The organism is Nonomuraea phyllanthi (assembly GCF_006334985.2).
In the GTDB taxonomy this organism is placed as follows: domain Bacteria; phylum Actinomycetota; class Actinomycetes; order Streptosporangiales; family Streptosporangiaceae; genus Nonomuraea; species Nonomuraea phyllanthi.
Window position 1 is genome coordinate 81,785 of the sequence record NZ_VDLX02000004.1, and the last position, 25,094, is coordinate 106,878.

The window sequence follows — 25,094 nt, forward strand, 5'->3', positions numbered from 1 at the left end:
CCCCGGCTCAGGGTTCGTGTCTAAGGTCTGCGCCTCCTGGTCGAACCGAGGCTGGCGGCCACGATGCAGATGATCGCCGCCCAGTGCTGCGCGTGCAGGATCTCGCCGAGCAGCAGCACGCCGATGAGCGCCGCCACCGCGGGCTCCAGGCTCATCAGGATGCCGAACACGTGCTTGGGCATCCGCCGCAGCGCCTGAAGCTCCAGCGAGTACGGGATGACCGACGACAGCAGCCCCACGCCCAGCCCGATCAGCAGCAGCTCCGGCCGCAGCAGCTCCGCCCCGCCGGAGGCGACGCCCACCGGCGCGACCACCACGGCGGACACGATCATCGCGAACGACAGCCCGCTCGTTCCGGGGAACCGGCGCCCGGCCGCCGACGACAGCAGGATGTACCCCGCCCAGCAGGCCCCGGCCACCATCGCGAACCCGATGCCGAGCCAGCTCACCGAGGCCGACTGCCCCCACGGCGCGAGCAGCGCCACGCCCGCGCCCGCCAGGCCCACCCACAGCAGGTCGATCCTGCGCCGGGAGGCGGCCACGGCCACGCCCAGCGGGCCCAGGAACTCGACCGCCACGGCGATGCCCATCGGCAGCCGTGACAGGGCCTCGTAGAAGGCCAGGTTCATGACGGCGAGCGTCACCCCGAACCCGAGCCCCACGGCCCAGTCACCCCAGGACAGTCCCTTGAGGCGGGGCCGTACGAGCGAGCCCATGATCAGCGCGCCGGCCGCGATCCGCAGGAACACCACCGCGCTCGGCGGCAGCGCCGCGAACAGCTCCTTGGCGAAGCCGGCGCCCAGCTGCACCGAGAAGATCGCCAGCACCACGAGCCCGGAGGGCGGGACCGAGTCGGCGGCGGAGCGCAGCAGCCGGCCGGGTCCGGGCAGGCCGGAGCCGCGATCGAGGGGATCGTCGAGGGCGAAGGCGGTCACGGGACTCCCTGTTGGGATGTGGGGTCGGATGTGGGCTGACCGGTCAGAGCGTACTCAAGTCACCCGACATTTCCGTCATAGGGTGTTACTACTGTCTACTGAATCTTGGACGCATGAACTCCCCTGCCTCTCCCGTGAGCCTCACCGGGCCGCCGCTGGCCCTGTCCGTCTCGTCGTTCGTCAGCAGCTTCGACCGCTTCGCCGTCAGCCCCATGCTGGTGCTCATCGCGGTGGACCTGGACGTCCCGCTCTCCGCCGCGGTCGCCGCCGCCAGCGGCTACTACCTGGCCTACGGCCTGACGCAGCCGCTGTGGGGGCTGCTGTCCGACCGGTTCGGCCGGGTACGGGTGATGCGCGTGGCGCTGTTCGGCGCGGCGCTGGCCGGGGTGGCCTCGGCCCTCATGCCCGTGATCGGGGCGCTGGTGGTGGCCAGGGTTGTGACGGGCGCCTGCTTCGGCGCGGTGATCCCCACCGGGCTGACGTACGTGGGCGACACGGTCCGGCCGGCGGTGCGCCAGCGCGCGCTGACCGACCTGATGGCCGCCGCCGCGCTCGGCACCGCCCTGGCCACCGGGCTGGGCGGGGTCGTCGCCGGGCTGGTGGACTGGCGGGTGGCCTTCACCGTGCCGGCCGTGTGCGCCCTGGTCTGCGCGCTCACGCTGGGCTCGCTGCCCGAGCCGCCGCGCGCCCGCGTGGAGGGCGCCGGGCTCGGCGCGGCCCGCTACCTGGGCGCGGTGCTCGGGCACGGGTGGGCGCTGCTGGTGTTCGGGCTGGCGTTCGTGGAGGGCGCGATCATGCTCGGCGCCATGCCGTTCCTCGCCACCGCGCTGGAGCACGCCGGATACGCCGCGGCCGTCGCGGGGCTCGCCATCACCGCGTACGGGCTGGGCCTGTGGTCGTTCGCCAAGCTCGTCAAGCGGCTGGCGGGGCGCTGGCCCGCTCCCGCGCTGATGACGGTGGGCGGCGCGCAGCTGGCCGCCGGGTTCCTGCTCGTCTCCCTGCACGTCGGGATGGTCACCGTCGCCGTCACGGCGCTGCTGCTCGGGGGCGGCTGGTCGTTCCTGCACTCCTCGCTGCAGACGTGGGCCACCTCGGTGGTGCCGGAGGCCAGGGGGACCGCCATCGCGTTCTTCGCCTGCGCGTTGTTCGTGGGCAGCGCGGTCGCCTCCTGGGTGGCCGGGCCGCTGGCCGAGCACGGGCGATACGCGCTGCTGTTCGGGCTGGCGTCCGCCGCCGCGATCCCGCTCACCGCGGTGGCCGCCCTCACCAGGCGCCGCTACGGCCTGCTGGAGCGCCCCCAGCCCCAGCCCGAATGACCCCGGCTCGACCTCGGCCACGACCCCGGCCACGGCCTCGGCCCGAATGACCCCGGCCACGGCCTCGGCTCGGACGGCCTCATGATCTGGACGGGCGGTCACTCCCAGCGGAACGTGCGCGAGACGAGCCCCAGCGACAGCGCAGCCCACGCCGCGAGCACGGCCAGCGGGCCGAGCGGCAGGGCGGCGCCGTGCGCGAGCACGGCGCGCAGGCCGCTCGTCAGCGCGGAGATGGGCAGCGCGTCGAGGACCGGCCGCACGCCCTGGGGGAACTTCGACAGCGGGAAGACCACCCCGCCGGCGCCCAGCAGCACGAGGTAGACGAGGTTGGCCCCGGCCAGCGTGGCCTCGGCGCGCAGCGTGCCCGCCATGAGCAGCCCCAGCCCGCTGAAGGCCGCCGTGCCGAGCACGATCAGCAGCGCCGCGCTCAGGAACGACCCGTGCGGCCGCCACCCCAGCGCCAGCCCGACGGCCACGATCACCGCGGCCTGGATGATCTCCACGGCCACCACGGCGGACGTCTTGGCCAGCATCAGCCCCGCCCTGGACAGCGGGGTGGCGCCCAGCCGCTTCAGCACGCCGTAGCGGCGCTCGAAGCCGGTCGCGATGGCCTGCCCGGTGAAGGCCGTGGACATGACCGCCAGCGCCAGCACGCCGGGCACCAGGAAGTCGACCCGCGTGCCGCCGCCGACGTCGACCAGCGGCGCCAGCGAGAAGCCCGCCAGCAGCAGCACCGGGATGATCATGGTGAGCAGCAGCTGCTCGCCGTTGCGCAGCATCGCCCTGATCTCCGCCCCCGCCTGGGCCAGGACCATGCGGGGGAACGGCGCCGCGCCGGGCGCGGGAGTGAAGTCGAGGGCGGTCATCGCAGCTCCCTGCCCGTCAGCTCGAGGAAGACGTCTTCCAGCGTGCGGCGCTCGATGCGCAGGTCGTCGGCCGTGACGCCCTCCGCCGCGCACCAGGCCGTCACCGTGGCCAGCAGCTCGGGGCCGACCTGGCCCTCGATGATGTAGTGGCCGGCGGGCGACTCCTTGGCCGCGCTGCCCGCCGGGAGCGCGTTGAGCAGCTCCTCCAGCGCCAGCCCCGGCCGGGCGCGGAAGCGCAGCTGCCGCTCGGCCCCCGTGAGCGAGGCCGGGCTGCCCTCGGCCACCACCCGGCCCCTGTCGATGATCACGACGTGGTCGGCCAGGCGTTCGGCCTCGTCCATGTGGTGCGTGGTCAGCACCACCGACACGCCCGACCCGCGCAGCTCGCCCACCAGGTCCCAGCAGGCGTGCCGGGCCTGCGGGTCGAGGCCCGCCGTCGGCTCGTCGAGGAAGACCAGCTCGGGCCGCCCGACGACGGCCGCGGCCAGCGACAGGCGCTGCTGCTGCCCGCCCGACAGGCGGCGGTAGGGGGTGCGTACGTGGTCGGCCAGCCCCAGCCGGGCCAGCAAGGCTCCGGAGTCGAGCGGGTGCGCGTAGAAGCGCGAGACCAGCCGCAGCCACTCGGCGCAGCGCATCGCCGGGGGCACGCCGCCCGACTGCAGCATGACGCCCACCCGGGGCCGCAGCTCCGGCAGCGTGGGCGCGAGCCCGAGCACGCGGACCGTGCCGGCGTCGGCCTTGCGGAACCCCTCGCAGATCTCGACCGTGGACGTCTTGCCGGCGCCGTTGGGGCCGAGCACGGCCGTCACCGCGCCCCGCCCGGCGCTCAGCGTGAGGCCGTCCACGGCCGTCCTGCCGCCGTAGCGTTTGACCAGGTCGACGATCTCGACGGCTGGGGATTCCATGGCCACGAGTTTAGGGACTCCACCACGCGGTCCGGGCCGCGGGCGGGTGCGCTGGCAAGGCCTTCCGCCCGGCATGCCCTGATTTGGACAGATCTTGACCCGCGCCGCTCCGCTGTCGGCGGAGTCCGGTGACTTCGGGTGAAAGGGAAGAAATATCTGATAACCGGGAATCCGGAGGACCGGATGCTGGTTTGATTCTTTCGGCCCCCGTGGGCCATCAGGCCTGCGAGCAGAGGGGATCCGCGTCATGTCCGTGGCAGAAGCCACGCCCACCGTCGCCGTCGGAGACAGGAAGGGCCGCCGCGGACTGCTCCTGCTGATCCTCGGCGCCCTGTCGGCGATCGGCCCGCTGTCCATCGACATGTACCTCCCGGCCCTGCCCGCCATCACCTCCGAGATGCTCAGCGCCCCCGCGCAGGTCCAGCTCACGCTCACCGCCTGCCTCATCGGCGTGTCCGTCGGGCAGGTCATCGCCGGGCCGGTGAGCGACGTGCGCGGCAGGCGGGTGCCGCTCGTCGTCGGCGTGGCCGGGTTCACGGTGGCCTCGCTGCTGTGCGCGTTCGCGCCCTCCGTCCCCATGCTCATCGCCTTCCGCCTGCTGCAGGGCGTGCTGGGCGGCACCGCGCTGGTCATCGTGCGGGCGATCGTCCGCGACCTGTACGACGGCGCCGCCATCGCCCGCATCTTCGCCACGCTCATGCTGGTCAGCGGCCTGGCCCCGATCCTCGCCCCCATCGCGGGGGCGCAGCTGCTGTCGGTCACCTCCTGGCGCGGCGTGTTCGTGGCGCTCAGCCTCGCCGGGCTGGTGCTGCTGGTGACGGTGCTGCCGGGCGTGCGCGAGACGCTGCCCGCCCACGCGCGCGAGGGCGGCGGGCTCAGGCACACCGCCGCCACGTTCGGGCGCCTGCTGCGCGACCGCGCCTTCATGGGCTGCGCGCTCACCGCGGGCCTGGCCTTCGCGGCGATGTTCGGCTACATCTCCGGCTCGCCGTTCGTGCTCCAGGAGGTGTACGGCGCCTCGCCCCAGCAGTACTCCCTCATCTTCGGGCTCAACGCCCTCGGCCTGACCGGCATGGCCCAGCTCGGCGGCCGGCTGTCGGGCCGCGTGCCGCCGGTGACGCTGGTCCTGGTCGGGCTCGCCACCGCCCTGACCGGGGCCGGGCTGCTGCTGACCGCCGCGCTGACCGGGCTGGGCCTGTGGGGCATCGTGGGCGGGCTGTTCGTCATCATGCTCGGCCAGGGCCTGGTCATGCCCGGCACCGGAGCGCTCGCCCTGGCCTCGCAGCCCGCGCGGGTGGCGGGCAGCGCCTCGGCCCTGCTCGGCGTGATGCAGTTCGCCATGGGCGCGGCGGCGGCCCCGCTGGTCGGCCTGGCGGGCGCCGGCAGCGCCCTGCCCATGGCCTGCGTGATGCTCGGGCTCATCCTCTGCTCCGGCCTCACGTTCACCTTCCTCCGCAAGAGTTAGGTAAGGCTACCCTGCGTGAGAAATTCCATCCCCGGGCTGCTCAGATCCGTTTGTGAACCGGGAAGGAATTACGGCACACTGATGTTGTGAAAAACGTGCCAGGGATCGAGCCGGGGAGCGAGCGCAGCACACGCGCCCGCGTGGCCAGGCTGATCCTGGAGCACGGTCCCGTCGCGGCCGCCGCTCTGGGCGAGCGGCTCGGGCTCACGCCCGCGGCCGTGCGCCGTCACCTCGACGCGCTGCTGGCGGACGGGATGATCGAGCCCCGGGTGGGCAGACCGCGCGGTCAGCGCGGGCGCGGGCGGCCGGCCAAGCTGTTCGCCATCACCGACGCGGGGCGCAGTGCTTTCGAGCACGCCTATGACGACCTGGCCGGGAGCGCGCTGCGCTTCCTGGCCGAGCGCATGGGGCAGGAAGCGGTGACCGACTTCGCGCGATCACAGGTCTCGGGCCTGCTGAGGCGGCTGGAGCCGGTCATGCGGACGGTGCCGGCGGACCAGCGCGTTCAGGTGCTGGCGCAGGCGCTGTCGGCGGAGGGGTACGCGGCCTCGGCCAGCAAGGCCAAGTCGGGCGGCGACCAGCTCTGCCAGCACCACTGCCCGGTGGCACACGCGGCTGCGGAGTTCCCGCAGCTCTGCGAGGCCGAGACGGAGGCGTTCGCGCAGCTGCTCGGCACACCGGTGCAGCGCCTGGCCACGATCGCCCACGGCGACGGGGTCTGCACGACACATGTGAGCCCGCAGTCGCTGGGTGAATCCGCACATAGAGACCAAAGCAAGGAGACCGGAAGGTGACTGTCACCGACCGCCCGGAGCTGGAAGGCCTCGGGAATTACAAGTTCGGCTGGGCCGACCCGGATGCCGCGGGCGCTGCGGCCAAGCGCGGCCTGTCCGAGGAGGTCGTCCGCGACATCTCCCGTCTCAAGAACGAGCCGGAGTGGATGCTCGACCTTCGCCTGAAGGGCCTCCGCCTGTTCGGCAAGAAGCCGCTGCCCACCTGGGGCTCCGACCTCACCGGCATCGACTTCGACAACATCAAGTACTTCGTGCGCTCGACCGAGAAGCAGGCCGCCTCCTGGGACGAGCTGCCCCCCGACATCAAGAACACCTACGACAAGCTCGGCATCCCCGAGGCGGAGAAGCAGCGCCTCATCGCCGGTGTCGCCGCCCAGTACGAGTCCGAGGTCGTCTACCACAAGATCCGTGAGGACCTCGAGGAGAAGGGCGTCATCTTCCTCGACACCGACACGGGCCTGAAGGAGCACCCGGAGATCTTCAAGGAGTACTTCGGGTCGGTCATCCCCGTGGGCGACAACAAGTTCGCCGCCCTCAACTCCGCCGTGTGGTCCGGTGGCTCGTTCATCTACGTGCCCCCGAACGTCGAGGTCGAGATCCCGCTGCAGGCGTACTTCCGGATCAACACCGAGAACATGGGCCAGTTCGAGCGGACCCTGATCATCGTGGACGAGAACTCCTACGTCCACTACGTCGAGGGCTGCACCGCGCCGATCTACTCCAGCGACTCGCTGCACAGCGCCGTCGTCGAGATCATCGTGAAGAAGAACGCCCGCTGCCGTTACACGACCATCCAGAACTGGTCCAACAACGTCTACAACCTGGTCACCAAGCGCGCCGTGGCCTACGAGGGCGCGACCATGGAGTGGATCGACGGCAACATCGGTTCCAAGGTCACGATGAAGTACCCGGCCGTCTACCTCATGGGCGAGCACGCCAAGGGCGAGACGCTGAGCGTCGCGTTCGCGGGCGAGGGCCAGCACCAGGACGCCGGCTCCAAGATGGTGCACCTGGCGCCGCACACCAGCTCCAGCGTCATCTCCAAGTCGGTGGCGCGCGGCGGCGGCCGCACCTCCTACCGCGGTCTCGTGCAGATCGAGGAGGGCGCCCACGGCAGCGCCAGCACCGTCAAGTGCGACGCCCTGCTGGTCGACCAGATCAGCCGCTCCGACACCTACCCGTACGTCGACGTCCGCGAGGACGACGTGTCGATGGGCCACGAGGCCACCGTCTCCAAGGTCAGCGAGGACCAGCTGTTCTACCTCATGAGCCGCGGGCTCGACGAGGACGAGGCGATGGCGATGATCGTGCGCGGCTTCGTGGAGCCGATCGCGCGCGAGCTGCCCATGGAGTACGCGCTCGAGCTCAACCGGCTGATCGAGCTGCAGATGGAAGGAGCCGTCGGCTGATGGGCCTGAACGAGAAGCCCCTGTCGACCCTGCACGAGAAGGCGTCCTACGACCTGGGCGACTTCGAGGTCCCGACCGGGCGCGAGGAGCAGTGGCGCTTCACGCCGCTCTCGCGCCTGAAGGGCCTGCACAACGGCAAGGCCGAGGCCGCCGGCCACGTGCGCGTGGACGTCGAGGCGGCGCCCGAGGTCACCGTCGAGACGGTCGGCCGTGACGACGCGCGCGTCGGCAAGTCGTTCGTGCCCTCCGACCGGGTCAGCGCCCAGGCGTGGACGAGCTTCGAGAAGGCCACGGTGATCACCGTGCCGCGCGAGGCCGTCACCTCCGAGCCGACCGTGCTCACGCTCACCGGCTCGGGCGACGGCGCCGCCTACGGCCACATCGTGGTCAAGGTGGAGCCGCTGGCCGAGGCCGTGCTCGTGCTCGACCACAAGGGCAGCGCCGTCTACGCCGACAACATCGAGTTCGTCGTCGGCGAGGGCGCCTCGCTCAAGGTCGTCAGCGTCCAGGACTGGGACGACGACGCGGTCCACGTCTCGCACCACCACGCCCAGCTCGCCAAGGACGCGACGTTCCGCAGCTTCGTGGTGACGCTCGGCGGCGACCTCGTCCGCCTGTCGCCCAACGTCTCCTACACCGCTCCCGGCGGCGACGCCGACATGTCGGGCGTCTACTTCGTGGACGCCGGCCAGCACCTGGAGCACCGCCTGCTGGTCGACCACTCGCAGCCCAACTGCAAGAGCAACGTCGACTACCGCGGCGCGCTCCAGGGCGAGGACGCCCACGCCGTCTGGATCGGCGACGTGATCATCCGGGTCGAGGCCGAGGGCACCGACACGTACGAGCTCAACCGCAACCTCATCCTGACCGACGGCGCCCGCGCCGACTCGGTGCCCAACCTGGAGATCCTCACCGGCGAGGTCGCCGGGGCGGGCCACGCCTCCGCCTCCGGCCGGCTCGACGACGAGCACATCTTCTACCTCCAGGCCCGCGGCATCCCCTACGACGAGGCCCGCCGCCTGGTCATCCGGGGCTTCCTCGGCCAGCTCGTCGAGAAGATCGAAGTAGCGGAGATCCGCGAGCGCGTCCTGGGCGCGCTGGAGGCGGAGCTCGCCCGATGAGTTCGTTCGAGAAGGTGTGCAGCCTCGAGGACATCCCCGACGGGGGCGTCATCGGGGTGGAGGTCGGCGAGACGCCGGTCGCGCTCGTGCGCAGGGGCAACGAGGTGTACGCCCTGCACGACGTCTGCTCCCACGCCGAGGTGAAGCTCAGCGAGGGCGAGGTCTACGACGGCACCCTGGAGTGCTGGCTGCACGGCTCGTGCTTCGACGTGCGCTCCGGCAAGCCCACAGGACCGCCCGCCACCCAGCCCGTGAACGTCTACACAGTCAAGATCGACGGCGATGACGTCCTCGTCTCGCTCTCGAAGGAGTAATAAGTGGCAACCCTAGAGATCCGCGACCTGCACGTCGCCGTCGAGGACAAGGAAATCCTGCGCGGCGTCAACCTGACGGTCCAGTCGGGCAAGACCCACGCCATCATGGGCCCGAACGGCTCGGGCAAGTCGACGCTCGCCTACGCCATCGCCGGTCACCCGAAGTACACGATCACCGGTGGCCAGGTGCTGCTCGACGGCGTCGACCTGCTGGAGCTGTCGGTCGACGAGCGGGCCCGCGCGGGCCTGTTCCTCGCCATGCAGTACCCGGTCGAGGTCCCCGGCGTCTCCGTCTCCAACTTCCTGCGCTCGGCCGTCACCGCCGTCCGCGGCGAGGCGCCCAAGCTGCGCGAGTTCGCCAAGGACCTCAAGAACGGCATGGACGCGCTGTCCATCGACGGCGCCTTCGCCCAGCGCAACCTGAACGAGGGCTTCTCCGGCGGCGAGAAGAAGCGCCACGAGATCCTCCAGATGGAGCTGCTCAAGCCGAAGATCGCGGTGCTCGACGAGACCGACTCCGGCCTCGACGTCGACGCGCTGCGCGTGGTGTCGGAGGGCATCAACCGCTTCCGTGCCTCCGGCGACACCGGCGTGCTGCTGATCACGCACTACACCCGCATCCTGCGCTACGTGAAGCCGGACTTCGTGCACGTCTTCGCGGGCGGCAGGATCGTCGAGGAGGGCGGCCCCGAGCTGGCCGAGAAGCTCGAGGCCGAGGGCTACGAGCAGTACACGAAGGCGTCTCTATGACCGAACGCAGTGAGGGCATCAATAAGCACAGCACTCTAGTCATGAGATCGACGGAGTCGATGTCATGACTCAGATCAGCTTTGACGTGGAGAAGATCAGGAAGGACTTCCCGGTCTTCTCCCGCGAGCTGCCCGACGGGCGCCCGCTCGTCTATCTCGACTCGGGCAACTCCTCACAGAAGCCCAGCCAGGTCATCGACACCATGCGCGACCACCTGGCCCTGCACTACAGCAACGTCGGCCGGGCCATGCACGTGCTCGGCGCGGAGTCGACCGACGCCTACGAGAGCGCCCGCGACAAGGTCGCCGCGTTCGTCGGGGCGCCCTCGCGCGACGAGATCGTGTTCACCAAGAACGCCTCCGAGGCGCTCAACCTGGTCGCCTACTCCTTCGGCAACCCCGCCAACACCGACCCGCGCTTCACCCTCGGCCCCGGCGACGAGATCGTCATCTCCGAGATGGAGCACCACTCCAACATCGTGCCGTGGCAGCTGCTCGTCCAGCGCACCGGCGCGACGCTGAAGTGGTTCGGCGTCACCGACGACGGACGGCTCGACTACGACCCGTCGGTCGTCACCGAGCGGACGAAGATCGTCTCGATCGCCCACCAGTCCAACGTGCTCGGCACCGTCAACCCGGTCGCCGAGGTGGCCGCCCGGGCGCACGAGGTGGGCGCGCTGATCATGCTGGACGCCTCCCAGTCCGTGCCGCACCACCCGGTGGACGTCACCCGGCTGGGCGCCGACTTCGTGGCCTTCACCGGCCACAAGATGGTCGGGCCCTCGGGCATCGGCGTGCTGTGGGGGCGGGCCGGGCTGCTCGAGGCCATGCCCCCGTTCCTCGGCGGCGGCGAGATGATCGAGGCGGTCTGGATGGACCGTTCGACGTACGCGCCGGTGCCGCACAAGTTCGAGGCGGGCACGCCGCCGATCGTCGAGGCCATCGGGCTCGGCGCGGCCGTCGACTACCTCACCGAGGTCGGCATGGAGGCCGTCGAGGCGCACGAGCGCACGCTGACGTCCTACGCGCTCGACGCCCTACGCGAGGTGCCCGGCCTGCGGCTCATCGGGCCCGACTCGCTGGAGGAGCGGGGCGGCACGCTGTCGTTCACGCTCGAAGGCATACATCCGCACGATGTCGGGCAGATCCTGGACGACCAGTTCGGCGTCGCCGTACGCGTCGGTCACCACTGCGCGCGCCCCCTGCACCTGCGCTTCGGAATACCGGCGACCACGCGGGCGTCGTTCTACCTGTACAACACCACGGGCGAGATCGACGCCCTGGTCCGCGGTCTCCACCACGTTCAGAAGGTGTTCGCATAGCCATGATCGGCGAGTCGATGTACCAGGAGCTGATCCTGGAGCACTACAAGCACCCGCAGGGGCGGGGGCTGCGCGAGCCGTACGACACCGAGGTTCACCACGTGAACCCGACGTGCGGCGACGAGATCACGCTCAGGGTGAAGGTCGGCGACGGCGGCGAGATCATCGACGTCTCCTACGACGGGCAGGGCTGCTCGATCAGCCAGGCCGCCGCCTCCGTGCTGCACGAGCTGGCCACCGGCTCGACGGTCGACGAGACGCTCTCCGTGGTCGACGAGTTCACCAGGCTCATGCAGGGCAGGGGCCGGGTGGAGGCCGACGAGGAGGTGCTCGGCGACGCGGTCGCGTTCGCGGGCGTGGCCAAGTTCCCCGCACGTGTTAAATGTGCGTTGCTTTCGTGGATGGCCTATAAGGATGCAGTTGTGAGGAGTGCCCGATGAGCAAGCCTGTGGAGACTCCGACCGGGTTCGACGGCGAGACGTCCGTCGACGAGGTCATGGAGGCGCTCAAGGACGTCGTGGACCCCGAGCTCGGCATCAACGTCGTCGATCTCGGCCTGGTCTACGGCCTCAACCTCGACCCCTCCGACGGCGGCCGGCCGGTCGCCACCATCGACATGACGCTGACCAGCGCGGCCTGCCCGCTGACCGACGTCATCGAGGACCAGGCGCACTCGGCCCTCGACGGCATGGTGTCCGACGTCAAGATCAACTGGGTCTGGCTGCCGCCATGGGGGCCGGACAAGATCACGGACGAGGGGCGCGAGCAGCTCCGTATGCTAGGCTTTAACGTCTGATCTTTGCTGCTGTTACGGCTGGCGTAAGACGTCGGCCGTTTCAGTGTGCCATGGAGGGTTTCGGAAGGTCCGTACCCATCCGGGGAATTTCCGATAGCATCCCCGGCGTTGGTAACAGATGCACCTGACGTCTCATTGCGCGTCTTACGCCGCCTGCGGCCGGCGCCGGTGCGTCCCCCTCACCTGATGTGAGTTGACCCGCCCCGATGGCGGGTGCCCTGACCCCTGTGCGGCACAGCGCCGCACGCCCCGGCTCGTCCTTTCGCAGAAGTGACGCGCCACTTCGATGGAAAGGCACGACTTTCGTGACCATGCTTGACGCTGCCATGCCCGCGCTCGACGAGACCGCCTCCGGCTCGGAGGCCACCGGCCCGTCCGAGTTCGAGCTGCTCGGCCTGCCCAAGCCGCTCGTCAGCGGGCTGGCCAGACAGGGCATCGACAGCCCGTTCCCCATCCAGAGCGCCACCATCCCCGACGTGCTCGCCGGCGGCGACGTGCTCGGCCGCGGCCAGACCGGCTCCGGCAAGACGCTCGCGTTCGGCCTGCCCACCATGGCCCGCCTCGCGGGCGTCAGGCCCACCCCCGGCCATCCCCGCGCCATGATCCTCGTGCCCACCCGCGAGCTCGCCCTCCAGGTGCACGACGCCCTCGAGCCGCTCGGCCGCGGCCTCGGGCTGCGCATGAAGGTCGTCGTGGGCGGCATGTCCATGGGCAAGCAGATCGAGGCGCTGCGGCGCGGCGTCGACATCGTCATCGCCACCCCCGGCCGCCTGGGCGACCTCATCCGGCAGGGCGAGTGCTCGCTCGCCGACGTCGAGGTCAGCGTCCTGGACGAGGCCGACCACATGTGCGACCTCGGCTTCTTCCCCGTCGTCACCGACCTGCTCGCGCAGACCCCGTCCGACGGGCAGCGGCTGCTGTTCTCCGCCACGCTCGACGGCGACGTCGACAAGCTGGTGCAGCGCTTCCTCAAGAACCCGATCACCCACTCCGTGGCGCCCGCGACCTCGCCGGTCGACACCATGGAGCACCACGTGATGCAGGTGACGCGCGACGAGAAGTTCGACGTCGTCGCCGAGATCGCCAACCGCGAGGGCCGTACGATCATCTTCGTGCGCACCCAGCACGGCGTCGACCGGCTCTGCAAGCAGCTCGCCAGGGTCGGCGTCAAGGCGGGCGGCCTGCACGGCGGCAAGCGCCAGAACCAGCGCACCCGCATCCTCGCCGAGTTCCGCGAGGGCGCCATCAGCGTGCTCGTCTGCACCGACGTCGCGGCGCGCGGCATCCACGTCGACAACATCAGCCTGGTGCTGCACGTCGACCCGCCGCAGGACCACAAGAGCTACCTGCACCGGGGCGGCCGCACGGCCCGCGCCGGCGAGAAGGGCACCGTGGTCACGCTGGTGCTGCCCAGCGAGCGCCGCTCCACCGACGCGCTCACCCGGCGTGCCGGGATCCACCCGTTCCGCCTCAAGGCCACGCCCGGCCACCCCCGCGTGGCCGAGGTGACCGGCGCCCGCACGCCGAGCGGCGAGGCCATCCCGGTCTGGGAGCCGGACGTCCGCAAGCCGCTGCGCCCGCGCCGCGACGGCGGCCCCGCCGAACGCCGCGGCTCCCGCCGCCCGCGCCGCTCCTTCGACGGCGACCGTCGCCCCCGGCGTCACGAGGAGGGCGACCGCGCCTTCGGCTCCGGCGACGAGCGCCGCGGCCAGGGTGAGTTCGACGGCGAGCGCCGCCCGTACCGCGCCTTCGACGCCGACCGCCGCCCCAGGCGGGACTTCGACGGCGAGGGTCGTGCCCGCCGGGACTTCGACGGCGAGGCTCGCCCGCGCCGGGAGTTCGACGGCGAGCGTCGTCCTGCCCGGGACTTCGACGGTGACCGCCGGCCGCGGCGGGAGTTCGACGGCGAGCGGCGGCCCGTGCGGCACGCCGAGGGGGAGCGGCCGTTCGGGCGCTCGTCCGAGCCGCGCACCTTCGGCGACGACCGGCGCCGCGACGGGCGGCCGCGTGGCGGGTACCGCTCCGACGACCGGCCGTTCCGGCAGGACGATCGCGGCCAGCGCGGCGGCTACCGCTCCGAGGACCGGAGCGGGCGCTACGGCTCCGACCGTGGCCGGCCCTTCTCGGCCCCGGCCGACCGCGAGCGCGGCTACCGCGCCGACGGGCCGCGCGACGGTTACCGCCCGGGCAGCGGCCGCCCGGACGAGCGCGCCAACGGCGGCTTCCGCCGCAAGTCCACCCGCCGCCACGAGCGCTGACCCGAAGGTCGCCCCGAGCGCCCATCGGGGCGGCGCCACGGTCGCCATGAGCGCCGATCCGAGCGTCGCGACAAGCGCTGACACGAGCGCTCGGCCCGACGCCGGGTAGTCATCCAGATCGCCGACCCGCCCGCCGCCCGCAATGGGGCGGCGGGCGGTTGTCGTTGTGCCCTCCACCCGAGGTGCCCTCCACCCGAGGTGCCCTCCACCCGAGGTGCCCTCCACCCGAGGTGCCCTCCACCCGATGACGGCCATCTTCCCGCCGGATCCGTGGCACCCGTGAGGCGTCACCGGCGAGGCCGGGGGAATGCACCCGCACATGTGGTTTGTCGTAGAGTCGCGCCGGGGCATGATGTGAACCGGTAAATGCGAGAGGCGGCCGATGAAGCGACCCACCATCGACGACATCGCGCGCAGGGCCGGTGTTTCGAAAGGGGCGGTGTCGTTCGCGCTGAACGGCCGCCCCGGCGTCTCCAGCGAGACCCGCCGCCGCATCCAGGCCATCGCCTCCGAGCTGGGCTGGCAGCCCAACAGCCTGGCCCGGGCGCTGTTCGACGGCAGGCCCGACGTGCTGGGGCTGGTCGTCGACCGGCCGGCGCGCACGCTGGGTCTGGAACCCTTCTTCATGCAGCTGATCTCCGGCATCGAGGCCACCCTGTCGGCGGCGTCCGTGGGGTTGCTGCTGCAGATGACCGAGGACCACGAGGCGGAGATCGGGATATACCGGCGATGGTGGGCGCAGCATCGCGTGGCGGGGGTGTTCGTCGTCGACCTGCGGGCCGAGGACGCCAGGATCGCCGTGCTGGAGGAGCTGCGCTTGCCCGCCGTGGTCATCGGCGGCCCCGAGGGCACCGGGCGCCTGCCCGCCGTCTGGATCGACGACGGCGGCGCGCTCAGCGCCGTGGTCGAGCACCTGGCCGGGCTGGGGCACCGCAGGATCGCCAGGGTCGCGGGCCCGCGCGAGCTCCGCCACACCCAGGTCAGGACTGAGGCCATGCGGGCGACGGCCGCCCGGCTGGGCGTCCGGAGCAGCACCGTGTACGCCGACTACAGCGGCGAGAGCGGCGAGCGCGCCACGCTCGACCTGCTGCGCGGCCCCGGCAGGCCGACCGCCATCGTCTACGACAACGACGTGATGGCCGTCGCCGGCACCGCCGCCGCCCGCGAGGCCGGGATCTCGGTGCCCTCCGAGCTGTCGGTCGTGGCCTGGGACGACTCCGCCCTGTGCCTGCTGGCCCGGCCGCACCTGACGGCGGTCAGCAGGGACATCGCCGCCTTCGGCGCGCACGCCGCCCGGTCGCTGCTCGACCTGGTCCAGGGCGGCGAGGTGACCGACACCCGGCAGGGCGACCCGCGTCTCGTCAGCAGGGGCAGCACCGCCCCGTGCCCGCCGGACGCCGATGCCTGAATTCGCCCCATGAACCGCCACATATCCCGCACCATGAGGCCGCGCCATGAACCCGTTCAGTGATCGGCTGAGAATATTGAAACTAAACGGGTTTAGTGGTGCGATGGCAAGCGTCGCTGCTCACGCTCGGAGGGTTGATGACCCCGTTCCGTCCCCTGCATGATGCCTGGACCGTCCGCTCGGCGAGCGGCGACGTGCGGGCCCCGGCCGCCGTGCCCGGCTGCGTGCACACCGACCTGCTCGCCGCGGGCCTGATCCCCGACCCCTACCTCGACGACAACGAGACCCGCCTCACCTGGATCGGGCGCACCGAGTGGTGTTACGAGACGGAGTTCTCGTGGGACGGCACCGGGCACGAGCGCACCGACCTGGTGTGCGAGGGGCTCGACACGGTGGCCGTCGTCGAGCTCAACGGCGTGCGGCTGGGCGAGACCGCCAACATGCACCGCTCCTACCGGTTCGACGCGCGTGACGCGCTGCGGGTCGGCCGCAACCGGCTGACGGTGACGTTCGGGTCGGCGCCGGCGTACGCCGAGCGGCTGCGCGAGGAGCTGGGGGAGCGGCCGGGCGCCTACACCGAGCCGTACAACTTCATCAGGAAGATGGCCTGCAACTTCGGCTGGGACTGGGGCCCCGCGCTGGTCACGGCGGGCATCTGGCGGCCCATCGGGCTGCACGGGTGGAGTGGCGCCAGGATCGCCGGCGTGCGGCCGCTGGTCACGCTCGGCGACGGCACGGCCCGCGTGGACGTCCACGTGCACGTGGAGAAGACCGGCGCCGCCGAGGTCAGCGCGTCGATGGGCGGCGTGTCGGGGCGGGCCGTGGTGCCCGAGGGCCGCGACGAGGCTGTGATCACGCTGGAGCTGCCCGAACCACGGCTGTGGTGGCCGAGGGGCTACGGCGAGCAGCCGCTGTACGAGTTGCGGGTCACCGCCGGCGACGACGTGTGGCGCCGCGAGATCGGCCTGCGCGAGGTGCGCCTGCGCACCGAGGGCGGCGCGTTCACGCTGGCGGTCAACGGCGTCGAGGTGTTCGCCAAGGGGGTGAACTGGATCCCCGACGACTGCTTCCCCACGAGGGTCGGCCGCGACCGCTACGCCGCCCGCCTCGCCCAGGCGTGCGAGGCCAACGTCAACCTGGTCCGGGTGTGGGGCGGCGGCCTGTACGAGAGCGAGGACTTCTACGACCTGTGCGACCGGCTCGGACTGATGGTCTGGCAGGACTTCACGTTCGCCTGCGCCGCCTACCCCGAGGAGGACCCGATCGGGGCGGAGGTCGAGGCCGAGGCCCGCGAGCAGGTCACCCGGCTGAGCGCGCACCCGAGCCTGGTCCTGTGGTGCGGCAACAACGAGAACATCGAGGGGTACGCCGACTGGGGCTGGCAGGAGGCGCTCCAGGGCCGCAGCTGGGGCGGCGGCTTCTACCTGGAGACGCTGCCGCGCGTCGTGGCCGAGCTGGACCCGACCCGCCCGTACTGGCCGGGCAGCCCCTACTCCGGCTCCATGGACCTGCCGCCCAACGACCCGGGCCACGGCACCATGCACATCTGGGACGTGTGGAACCAGCGCGACTACACGGTCTACCGCGACTACCGCCCCCGCATGGCCGCCGAGTTCGGCTTCCAGGGGCCGGCCGCGTACGCCACGATCCGCCGGGCGCTCAGCGACGAGCCGCTGCTGCCCGACTCCCGCGGCCTGCTGCACCACCAGAAGGCCGTGGACGGCAACCTCAAGCTGGCCGCCGGGCTCAAGCCGCACTTCCCCGTGCCCGAGACCTTCGACGACTGGCACTACCTCACCCAGGTCAACCAGGCGCGCGCCATCCAGCTCGGGGTGGAGCACTTCCGCGCCCTGTGGCCGCACTGCGCGGGCAGCGTGGTGTGGCAGCTCAACGACTGCTGGCCGGTGACGTCGTGGTCGGCCGTCGACGGCGACGGCCGCGAGAAGCCGCTGTTCCACGCGCTGCGCCGGGCCTACGCCGACCGGCTGCTGACCGTGCAGCCGCACGAGGGCGGCCTGGCGCTGGTCGCCGTCAACGACACCGGCCGCCCGTGGCGGGCCTCGGCGCGGGCCGTACGGCACCGCTTCGACGGAGCCGCGCTCGCCGCTCAGGACCTCGCGCTGGACGTGCCGCCGCGGGCGGCGGTCACCCTGCCGCTGGCCGCGCCCGTCGCCGGGCCGGGCGACCCGGCGGACGAGCTGATCGCGATCGAGAGCGAGGGGTGCGCGCGGGCGCTGTGGTTCTTCGCGGAGGACCGTGACCTGCGCCTGCCCGAGCCGCGCTACGACACGGCGGCCGAGGCCGTGCCGGGCGGGCTGCGGCTGACGGTCACCGCGCGCACGCTCCTCCGCGACCTGGCCGTCTTCCCCGACCGGCTCGACCCGGCCGCGCACGCCGACGACCAGCTCGTCACGCTGCTGCCGGGGGAGCGGGCCGAGTTCCTGATCAGCGGGGCGGCCGGGCTGGACGAGCGGGCCCTGGCCGGCGCGCCGGTGCTGCGCTGCGTCAACGACGTGGCCCCGCTCCGGGACGAGACGGCCCGGCGTTAGCCCTCCGAGACGAGGCGCTCCGGCGTTGGGCCTCCGGGACGAGGCGGCGCGCCGCTAGTCCTCCGTGCCGGGATCGCGGGGGAGCGTGAGGGTCAGGACGGCTCCGCCGTCCGGGGCGTTGGCCGCGGTGAGGGTGCCGCCGTGCAGGCGCGCGTTCTCCAGGGCGATCGCCAGGCCCAGCCCGCTGCCCTCGGTACGCGTACGGGCGGCGTCGGCCTTCGTGAAGCGGTCGAAGACGTGCGGCAGGAGCCCGGCGGGGATGCCGGGCCCGTCGTCGGAGACCGTGATGGCGATCCGGTCGTCGCCGGCCCGGACCCGCACGAGCACCGCCGTGCCGCCGTGCCGCAGCGCGTTGCCGACGAGGTTGGCGAGGATGACGTCGACGCGGCGCGGGTCGAGGCGGGCGCGCAGGCCCGGCGGCAGGTCGGTGCGGACCCGGCCGGACCAGTGCCGCAGGGCGAGCGTCTTGACCACGAGCTCGCCCACGTCGACCTCGTCGAGAGTCAGCACGGCCGCGCCCGCGTCGAACCTGGACACCTCGATCAGGTCCTCCACCAGGTGGGTGAGCTTGCGCGTCTCGCCGGAGACCAGCCGCAGCGCCTCGGCGGTGAGCGGCGCGAGGCGGCCGGAGGCGGCGTCGGCGTCGAGGACGTCCGTCACGGCGGTCATGGCCGCGAGCGGCGTGCGCAGCTCGTGGGAGACGTCGGCGGCGAACCGGCGGGCCCGCGCCTCCATGTCGCGCAGCGTGGCCGCGTCGGCCTGGACCCGGGCGGCCATGGCGTTGAAGGTGCGGCCGAGGTCGGCGAGCTCGTCGTCGCCGGTGACGGTGACGCGGGTGTCCAGGCCGCCCGCCGCCATCCGCTCGGCGGCCGACCGCAGCCGCCGGACCGGCCGCAGCAGCCTGCGCGCGGCCAGCAGCGCCGGGATGATCGAGGCCAGGGCGACGGGCAGGGCCCCGGCGCGGGCCGCGGCCGCCAGGGTGCCGACGTCCTGCTCCTGGGAGGCCAGGGAGAAGGAGGCGTAGACGACGAGCGGCGCGGGCCCGTCGGGGCGGGCGGCGGAGGTGACGGGGAGGGCCACGGCCAGCCAGGGCGTGCGGTCGTGGTGGAAGCGCTGGGCCAGCGCGGTGGTCGCCGAGGCGGCCTGGGCGCGCAGCCGGCCGGGCAGCGGCGGCGCCTGCGCCCCGGCGGTGACGAGCGGGCCGTCGCGATAGGACAGGGCCGTGCGCCAGCCGCGCGTGCCCGCGCGGTCCAGCTGCAGCGCCAGCGTGCGCAGGTCCGCCTCGCCCGGGTCGGCGGGCAGGTCGGGCGCCCGGGAGGTGAGGTGGGCGCGCAGCTCCTGCAGCGCGTCCGCCTGCGCGCGCTCCACGATCGCGGTGCGGCCCTGGCGGAAGGTGACCGTGGCGGCGGTCAGCGCGCTGATCACCGAGACCAGCAGGAACACCAGCACCAGCTGCGCCCGCAGGCCGCGGGCTAGGCGCGGGCGGATCACAGCGGCCCGAACCGGTAGCCGAAGCCGCGCACCGTCTGGATGTAGCGGGGGTTGCGGGGATCGTCCTCGATCTTGGCCCGCAGCCGCATCACGCAGGCGTCGACCAGCCGGTAGTCGCCGTGGAAGCTGTGCTCCCACACCTGCTCCAGGAGCTGCTGGCGGCTGAAGGTCTGCTCGGGCGCGGCCGACAGGAACAGCAGCAGCTTCAGCTCCGTCGGCGCCAGCGCGAGCTGCTCGCCGTGCTTGAGCACGCGCAGGGCGACCCGGTCGACGAGCAGGTCACCGTAGGTGCCGCGGGCCAGGTCGGGGGAGGAGGGCCGGCCGGTACGGCGCAGTACCGCCCGCATGCGGGCCTCGATGACCTCGCTGCTGGCCGGCTTGATCACGTAGTCGTCGGCGCCGGCCTCCAGGCCCACCACGACGTCCACGTCGTCGTCGCGCGCGGACAGGATCACGATCGGCACCTGGCTGAAGGCGCGGATGCGGCGGCAGGTCTCCAGGCCGCTCATGCCGGGCAGCATCAGGTCGAGCAGCACGATCTCGGGCGCGCTCGCGACCAGCTCGGCCAGCCCCTCCTCGCCGGTCGACACCAGCAGGGTCTCGTGGCCCCTGTGGCGCAGGCCGAGGCTCACGCCGCGGCGCACGGCCGGGTCGTCCTCTATCACGAGCACGCGGGTCACGAGGAGGCGTCCTCTCCGACCGGGGCGGCCGCCCCGCTCTCGTCGCACCGGACCTGCCAGGGCCGGTCTCCCATGCCGGGCTCGAACACCTCGACGACGGGGTCGCCGCCGGCGCCGGGGGCCGCGGCGGCCGTGCACACCAGCTGGCTCACCGCCACCGGCCGCAGGTCGCGCACCAGCCACGGCAGGCGCAGCCGCACCTTGCCTCCGGCCGGCTCGGCCCGGACGGGCCGGGCCGACGAGGGCACCTTCGTGGTCAGGCCCCTGGCCCGCTCCTCCGCCGTGGGGCCGTCCAGCAGCGCGTCCATGGCCTGCTGCAACCGGTCTCCGGAGGACGCCGGCCGGGACACCGGCCAGGTGCCCTCGGGGGTGACGAAGTACACCCGCAGCAGGCTGCCGCTGCTCGCGGTCAGGCCGCCCTGGACGGGCGAGCCCGCCGGGCGCGCGCCGGTGTCGCCGATCCCGCAGCCCGCCAGCGTCACCGCCGCGGCCAGGACGGCCGCCACGCGCCACCCCGGCATGTTCGCTCCACCGTTCCTCGGCATGATCTCTCCGGCTACAGCTGGTCGAGCCTGCTCACGTCCACCGTGCCGGCGCCGGGCACCGGCCGTGGGATCGCCGCCCACAGCCCCGCCGCCACCGCCCCGGCCACGGCCAGCGCCGCCCATCCGCGCCGGCCGGTGGCCCACCGGGTGCGCAGCCGTACGGGATCCTCGACGGCGGCCTTCGACACTACCGCAGCCAGCAGCGACAGCCCGACCGCGAGGAGCGTCCAGCCCCAGTCCCAGACCCAGTTCCCGGCGGGCGGCCGGGGGAGCAGCAGGTAGACGGGCCAGTGCCACAGGTAAAGGCTGTAGGACAGCTCGCCCAGCCGACGCGGCACGGCGCTGCCGATCACCCGGCCCGCCCGTCCGTCCGGGGAGCGGGCCAGCAGCGCGATCAGTACGGCGCAGCCCAGGGAGTGGGCGAACATCCCGCCCTGGAACAGGCCCGGGGCCTTCTCCCCGGCGGTCAGCAGCCACGCGGCGCACAGCCCGCCCAGCAGCACGGCGCAGATCGCGTCCGCGGCCGCGCGCGGCAGGGCGGCCACGGCGTCCCGGACCGGCCCGAAATGTGGCCCGAAATGCGGCGCGGTGGCGGCGGCCGCGCCGAGCAGCAGCGAGAACGCCCGGGTGTCGGTGCCCTCGTACGCGCGGGTGGTGTCCACGGCCACCCCCAGCCTGATCATGAGCAGGAGCGAGACGAGCGCGCCGGCGACCGCGACGACCGCGACCCGTCGCTGCCCGCCGCGCCCCCTCCCGGCCACCGCCACGACCAGGGGCCAGGCCAGGTAGAACTGCCATTCGACGCCGATGCTCCACAGGTGGGCGAACAGGCGGGTGCCGGAGGCGTTCCAGTAGCCGATCCGCTCGCCGATGAAGTGCCAGTTCACGCTCTGGGCGGCCACCCACGGCGCGTCGTCGAGCGCGGGCCCCAGCATGGCGGGCGGGGCGAACGCCCAGGCCAGCAGCAGCGTCGCGATGACCATGACGGTCAGCGCGGGCAGGAGGCGGCGGGCCCTGCGCCCCCAGAACGCCACCAGGGCCGGACGGCCGTGCCCGCCGAGCTCCTCCAGCAGCAGGCCGGTGATCAGGAAGCCGGACAGCACGAAGAACAGGTCGACGCCGAGGAACCCGCCGGGCAGGTGCCCGGCGTGGAAGAGCAGGACCGCGGCGACGGCGAGCCCGCGCAGCCCGTCGAGCGCGCCGATGTGCGGCCGGCCTGGGGCCAGGTGGGGCTCCGGCCCTGCGCGCAGGGCCGCGTGGGGCTGCGTGCGAGGGCCCGTGCGAGGGCCCATGCGAGGGGCCGTGCGGGGAGCCCTGCGAGGGGCCATCAGCCGCAGCCGAGCTTGACGAAGCGCTCGTCGCCGGTCCACGGCCCGGTGGCCCAGTCACCGGGGGCTGCCGGGGCGAAGCCGGTGAGCCCGCCGAGCTTCTTCGCGAACCAGGTGGCGAAGGCCGCCGACCCCTGCTGGCAGGAGTGGATGCCGTCCTCGGCGCGCTGGGCCTTGCCGGCGGCGTAGTCGTTCCCCCACAGCTCGGAGGCGTCCAGGAACCCGGCGCCGGCCGCCTTGGCGGCCATCGCGGGCGCGCGCCTGATCGCCTTCTCGTGCGGCGCGAAGAAGTCGTCGATCTTGAACGGCGGCGCGGACACCAGCACGAGCCGGGCACCGGCGTCCTCGGCCGCTCCGGCGAGCCTCCGGTAGGCCGACAGTTGCTCGCGGGCGGTGCCCCAGTCGTAGCTCGTGATCTGGTAGGCGATCACCGTCGGGCGGAAGGACGCGAGGTTCTCCTTCAGGGTCTTCCAGGTGTCCTCGGCCGCCTTGGCCGTCACCGGATGGTCGCCCGCGACGACGTTGCCGCCGCCGTCGGACGTGGCGTTCCTGAACGCCGCGCCGCCCGCCTCCAGCGCCGCCTCCAGGGCCGGGGCCTGCGCGCCCGCGATGGAGTCGCCCATCCACAGCACCCTGACGCCGCCTTCGCCCGGGGTCGGCGCCGGCTGGTCGCCGGAGGAGGCGGTGGACGTCCCGCACCCGGCGAGAGCGATCCCGGCCGCCAGGGCCAGGATCGCTCCGGCGCGGCGGCGGCCGGGGGACACGGAGGAGCCGGGGGAGAGGTTCATCGATCGCATGACCATCACGAAAACAGACGGATCAGCAGATCAACCGCGCTGTCATCGTTTCATCACACAATGGGGGACCGGCCGTCACGAAGGCGGCGCTTGGGGCAGCCCGGCGCGGGATGCTCCAAGCGCGCCGGGTCAGCCCTTCAGGCCGCTGAGCGCGATGCCGCGCGTGAAGTACTTCTGGAAGATCAGGAAGAAGACGATCGTCGGGACGGACGCGATCAGCCCGCCCGCCATGATCGCGCCCTGGTGGTCGGGGCCGGCGAAATAGGAGTTGAGCCTGGCCAGCGCGACCGGCAGGTTGGCCATCTCGTCGCTCTGCACGATGATGAGCGGCCAGAGGAAGTTGTTCCACTCCGCCAGCACGATGAAGATCGACATCGCGGCCAGCGCCGGTCGCAGCAGCGGCAGCACGATCTTCCACCAGATCCGCCACTCGCCTGCGCCGTCCACCCGGGCCGCCTGGATCAGCTCGTTCGGGATCGACTGCAGGAACTGCACCAGGAAGAAGAGCACGAACGCCTTGGCCAGCGCCGGGATGATGTAGGCGGCGTAGCTGTCGAGCCAGCCCAGGTTCCGCATGATCACGTAGTTGGGGATCAGCGTGGTCTGCCAGGGCACCATCATCGAGGCGATGATCAGCAGGAAGATCGTCCTGCGGCCCTTGATGTCGTGCTTGGCGATCACGTACGCGGCCAGCGAGCAGATCAGCAGCGACACGACGGTGATGGTCGTGGTGATGACGAGGCTGTTGAACAGGAACCGCCAGAACCCGAAGTCCACCTGGTAGCGCTGGAAGATGCCCTGCAGATGGCCGGGGTTGACGCCCTCGGCGGTCCACTCCGGGTCGTAGAAGTTGGCGAACGTGGGCGACTGCGGCACGAACGACGGCGGCGTCCTGGCCAGCTCGGTCGGCGGCTTGAACACCGTGATGAGCAGCCAGTAGAACGGCGCGATCATCGTCAGCGACAGCAGGTAGAACGGCAGGCGCAGCAGGTGCCCGTTGATCCGGGAGCGCCGGCCGCCGCTCACCGTCCTGTGCCGGGGCCGCTGGACGGGGGCGATCGTGTCCATCGGGGCGACGGCCATCACAGCTCCTTCATGGCGCGGCCCGCGCGCAGGTTGACCAGGCTGAGCACGAAGATGATGAGGAAGAGCACCCAGGCGATCGCCGAGGCGTAGCCCAGCTTGAAGTGGGTGAACCCCTGGTCGTAGAGGTAGGGGACGATCATCAGGCCCGAGTCGAGCACGCCGCCGACGTTGTTGGCGCCCGTCTGGAAGACGATGTAGACGGCCTCGAACACCTGGAAGGCGCCGATCAGGCCGGTCACCACCACGTACGTCGTGACGGGGCGCAGCAGCGGCAGCGTGATGTGGCGGAACTGCGCCCAGGTGGACGCGCCGTCGATCCTCGCGGCCTCGTAGTACTCCTGGGGGATCGCGCCGAGCCCGGCCACGTACAGGACCATGCCGTAGCCCATGCCGCCCCACACCGACATCATCACCAGGATCGGGATCGCGAGGCCCGGCGTGGCCAGCCAGGCGACGTCCTTCCCGCCGAACCAGTGCATGATCGTGTTGGCCAGGCCCACGTCGCTGGGGAACAGGACCCACTTCCACATCAGCATGAGCGCGATGGAGGAGGTCACCGAGGGCAGGAAGAACACGGTGCGCATGATGCGGTGCGCCCAGCCGGTGCCGTTGAAGGCCAGGGCGAGGCCCAGCGACAGCAGGGTGCCGATCACCACCGAGCCCACCACGTACAGGCCGGTGTTGCCCAGCGCGTGGCGGAAGCGGTCGTCCTCCGCCAGTTGCCGGAAGTTGTCCAGGCCGACGAAGGCGGCGGGATTGATCCCGTCGAACGTGGTGAAGCTCAGGTAGAGCGAGTTGGCCAGCGGCCAGATCAGGAACCCCGCGAACAGCGCGAGGAAGGGCAGCAGCATCGCGTACGAGGTGCCGTAGCGGCGTAGCCTGCTGCGCAGGGGGATGGGGGAGGCCATGTCAGCTCCTGGGTCGGATTCTCAGGCAGGCTTCTGCTCCTGGATCGGGGCC

At 72.3% G+C, this 25,094-nt stretch carries 23 protein-coding genes; 13 read left to right on the plus strand and 10 right to left on the minus strand.

Annotated features, from left to right (window positions below):
- Positions 1-20: 20 nt before the first annotated feature.
- A complete protein-coding gene (locus FH608_RS11900) occupies positions 21-935 on the minus strand; it encodes an EamA family transporter (protein WP_139630526.1) in 915 nt (304 codons plus the stop codon).
- Positions 936-1,048: 113 nt separating this feature from the next.
- Between FH608_RS11900 and FH608_RS11905 the strand changes: the two genes are divergently transcribed.
- Positions 1,049-2,251, plus strand: a complete 1,203-nt coding sequence (locus FH608_RS11905) for an MFS transporter (protein WP_139630527.1) — start codon at positions 1,049-1,051, stop codon at positions 2,249-2,251.
- A 98-nt stretch (positions 2,252-2,349) separates the two neighbouring features.
- Here the strand turns inward: FH608_RS11905 and FH608_RS11910 are convergent, their stop codons facing one another.
- Positions 2,350-3,117: an ABC transporter permease gene (locus tag FH608_RS11910; protein WP_139630528.1), complete on the minus strand. Its 768-nt coding sequence runs from the start codon at positions 3,115-3,117 to the stop codon at positions 2,350-2,352.
- Positions 3,114-4,022 (minus strand): ABC transporter ATP-binding protein, encoded by a 909-nt coding sequence (locus FH608_RS11915; RefSeq protein WP_139630529.1) that lies wholly within the window; start codon positions 4,020-4,022, stop codon positions 3,114-3,116. The genes FH608_RS11910 and FH608_RS11915 overlap by 4 nt, the downstream gene beginning before the upstream one ends.
- Positions 4,023-4,269: 247 nt before the next feature.
- Here FH608_RS11915 and FH608_RS11920 point away from each other — a divergent pair, with 247 nt between their 5' ends.
- The 12 genes from FH608_RS11920 (at position 4,270) to FH608_RS11975 (ending at position 18,207) form a co-directional block, all read left to right on the plus strand.
- Positions 4,270-5,487, plus strand: a complete 1,218-nt coding sequence (locus FH608_RS11920; RefSeq protein ID WP_139630530.1) for a multidrug effflux MFS transporter — start codon at positions 4,270-4,272, stop codon at positions 5,485-5,487.
- 95 nt (positions 5,488-5,582) lie between these two features.
- A complete protein-coding gene (locus FH608_RS11925) occupies positions 5,583-6,281 on the plus strand; it encodes a helix-turn-helix transcriptional regulator (RefSeq protein ID WP_139630945.1) in 699 nt (232 codons plus the stop codon).
- Positions 6,278-7,690, plus strand: coding sequence for a Fe-S cluster assembly protein SufB (sufB, locus tag FH608_RS11930; protein WP_139630531.1), 1,413 nt, complete (start codon positions 6,278-6,280; stop codon positions 7,688-7,690). Before FH608_RS11925 ends, sufB begins: the two co-directional genes overlap by 4 nt.
- Entirely contained in the window at positions 7,690-8,811 is a 1,122-nt protein-coding gene (sufD, locus tag FH608_RS11935; RefSeq protein WP_139630532.1) for a Fe-S cluster assembly protein SufD, read from the plus strand. Before sufB ends, sufD begins: the two co-directional genes overlap by 1 nt.
- Positions 8,808-9,125: a non-heme iron oxygenase ferredoxin subunit gene (locus FH608_RS11940; protein WP_139630533.1), complete on the plus strand. Its 318-nt coding sequence runs from the start codon at positions 8,808-8,810 to the stop codon at positions 9,123-9,125. Before sufD ends, FH608_RS11940 begins: the two co-directional genes overlap by 4 nt.
- 3 nt (positions 9,126-9,128) lie before the next feature.
- Complete coding sequence (sufC, locus tag FH608_RS11945; protein ID WP_139630534.1) at positions 9,129-9,875, plus strand: Fe-S cluster assembly ATPase SufC; 747 nt, start codon at positions 9,129-9,131, stop codon at positions 9,873-9,875.
- Positions 9,876-9,939: 64 nt separating this feature from the next.
- The gene (locus FH608_RS11950) at positions 9,940-11,196 is read left to right on the plus strand and encodes a cysteine desulfurase (protein ID WP_139630535.1); all 1,257 of its coding nucleotides are present in this window, start codon (positions 9,940-9,942) and stop codon (positions 11,194-11,196) included.
- Positions 11,197-11,198: 2 nt separating this feature from the next.
- Entirely contained in the window at positions 11,199-11,636 is a 438-nt protein-coding gene (gene sufU, locus FH608_RS11955; protein ID WP_139630536.1) for a Fe-S cluster assembly sulfur transfer protein SufU, read from the plus strand.
- Complete coding sequence (locus FH608_RS11960) at positions 11,633-11,992, plus strand: metal-sulfur cluster assembly factor (protein WP_139630537.1); 360 nt, start codon at positions 11,633-11,635, stop codon at positions 11,990-11,992. Before sufU ends, FH608_RS11960 begins: the two co-directional genes overlap by 4 nt.
- A 311-nt stretch (positions 11,993-12,303) precedes the next feature.
- Positions 12,304-14,250 (plus strand): DEAD/DEAH box helicase, encoded by a 1,947-nt coding sequence (locus FH608_RS11965; RefSeq protein ID WP_226899341.1) that lies wholly within the window; start codon positions 12,304-12,306, stop codon positions 14,248-14,250.
- Positions 14,251-14,632: 382 nt separating this feature from the next.
- The gene (locus tag FH608_RS11970; RefSeq protein ID WP_139630538.1) at positions 14,633-15,658 is read left to right on the plus strand and encodes a LacI family DNA-binding transcriptional regulator; all 1,026 of its coding nucleotides are present in this window, start codon (positions 14,633-14,635) and stop codon (positions 15,656-15,658) included.
- A 137-nt stretch (positions 15,659-15,795) separates the two neighbouring features.
- Positions 15,796-18,207 carry a glycoside hydrolase family 2 protein gene (locus tag FH608_RS11975; protein WP_139630539.1) on the plus strand — a complete coding sequence of 804 codons (2,412 nt, stop codon included), beginning with the start codon at positions 15,796-15,798 and terminating at the stop codon, positions 18,205-18,207.
- 54 nt (positions 18,208-18,261) lie between these two features.
- Here FH608_RS11975 and FH608_RS11980 read toward each other — a convergent pair whose 3' ends face one another.
- From FH608_RS11980 to FH608_RS12010, 7 genes are all read right to left on the minus strand, one after another.
- Complete coding sequence (locus FH608_RS11980) at positions 18,262-19,698, minus strand: sensor histidine kinase (protein ID WP_139630540.1); 1,437 nt, start codon at positions 19,696-19,698, stop codon at positions 18,262-18,264.
- Positions 19,695-20,378, minus strand: a complete 684-nt coding sequence (locus tag FH608_RS11985; protein WP_139630541.1) for a response regulator transcription factor — start codon at positions 20,376-20,378, stop codon at positions 19,695-19,697. Before FH608_RS11985 ends, FH608_RS11980 begins: the two co-directional genes overlap by 4 nt.
- The gene (locus tag FH608_RS11990) at positions 20,375-20,899 is read right to left on the minus strand and encodes a GerMN domain-containing protein (RefSeq protein WP_226899343.1); all 525 of its coding nucleotides are present in this window, start codon (positions 20,897-20,899) and stop codon (positions 20,375-20,377) included. Before FH608_RS11990 ends, FH608_RS11985 begins: the two co-directional genes overlap by 4 nt.
- A 35-nt stretch (positions 20,900-20,934) precedes the next feature.
- Positions 20,935-22,215, minus strand: coding sequence for an acyltransferase family protein (locus tag FH608_RS11995; protein WP_226899344.1), 1,281 nt, complete (start codon positions 22,213-22,215; stop codon positions 20,935-20,937).
- 35 nt (positions 22,216-22,250) lie between these two features.
- The gene (locus FH608_RS12000) at positions 22,251-23,048 is read right to left on the minus strand and encodes an SGNH/GDSL hydrolase family protein (protein ID WP_193318367.1); all 798 of its coding nucleotides are present in this window, start codon (positions 23,046-23,048) and stop codon (positions 22,251-22,253) included.
- Positions 23,049-23,177: 129 nt separating this feature from the next.
- Positions 23,178-24,131: a carbohydrate ABC transporter permease gene (locus FH608_RS12005; protein ID WP_139630543.1), complete on the minus strand. Its 954-nt coding sequence runs from the start codon at positions 24,129-24,131 to the stop codon at positions 23,178-23,180.
- Positions 24,131-25,042 carry a carbohydrate ABC transporter permease gene (locus tag FH608_RS12010; protein ID WP_139630544.1) on the minus strand — a complete coding sequence of 304 codons (912 nt, stop codon included), beginning with the start codon at positions 25,040-25,042 and terminating at the stop codon, positions 24,131-24,133. Before FH608_RS12010 ends, FH608_RS12005 begins: the two co-directional genes overlap by 1 nt.
- Positions 25,043-25,094 lie beyond the last annotated feature (52 nt).